A 654-nucleotide genomic window follows, 5' to 3' on the forward strand; every position below is an offset into this window, starting at 1 on the left:
GTCGCTAACGTTGTTTCCTTTAGGATCTTTACCAGTGGCTGTTGCAATGTTGTAAACCGCACCTTTATCAATATCGGCCTGTGTTACAGTATAAGAAGCAGTGAAGCTTGATAGGTCGGCTTCACCGGGAAGTAAAGTTACCGGTCCACCGGTTACGGTTACTTTAGGGTCGGTAATAACGATTCCAGTTACTGTAACATTTCCAGTGTTTTCAACTTTGAAGCTATAGCTGATCTTGTCGCCAAGGTTTACTTTACCGTCGCCGTTGGTATCAGCATAGGTTCCGGTTTTGGTTAATCTGATCACCGGGGCCTGTGGAAGTGGTGTAATGGTACAATCCGGACAGGCAGGATCAACAGGAGGCGTACCAGGACCTGAAGGATTACCGCTCTCAGACTGATCGGTAACGTTGTTTCCTTTAGGATCGGTACCGGTTGCCGTTGCAATGTTGTAAACAGCGCCTTTATCAATATCGGCCTGTGTTACCGTGTAAGAAGCAGTGAAGCTTGATAGGTCGGCTGCACCGGGAAGTAAAGTTACCGGTCCACCGGTTACGGTTACTTTAGGGTCAGTAATAATGATGCCGCTCACCGTTACGTTACCCGTGTTTTCAACTTTGAAAGTATAGCTGATCTTGTCGCCAAGGTTTACCTT

1 protein-coding gene is annotated in these 654 nt (G+C 46.9%); it reads right to left on the reverse strand.

Translation table 11 applies throughout. The annotated features are described in order from the left end of the window. Nucleotides 1-654: hypothetical protein (locus tag OQX63_RS23270; protein WP_322974566.1), on the reverse strand; the 654-nt coding region annotated here is incomplete at both ends.

This window comes from Pedobacter sp. PF22-3, from assembly GCF_026239555.1.
Lineage (GTDB): Bacteria > Bacteroidota > Bacteroidia > Sphingobacteriales > Sphingobacteriaceae > Pedobacter.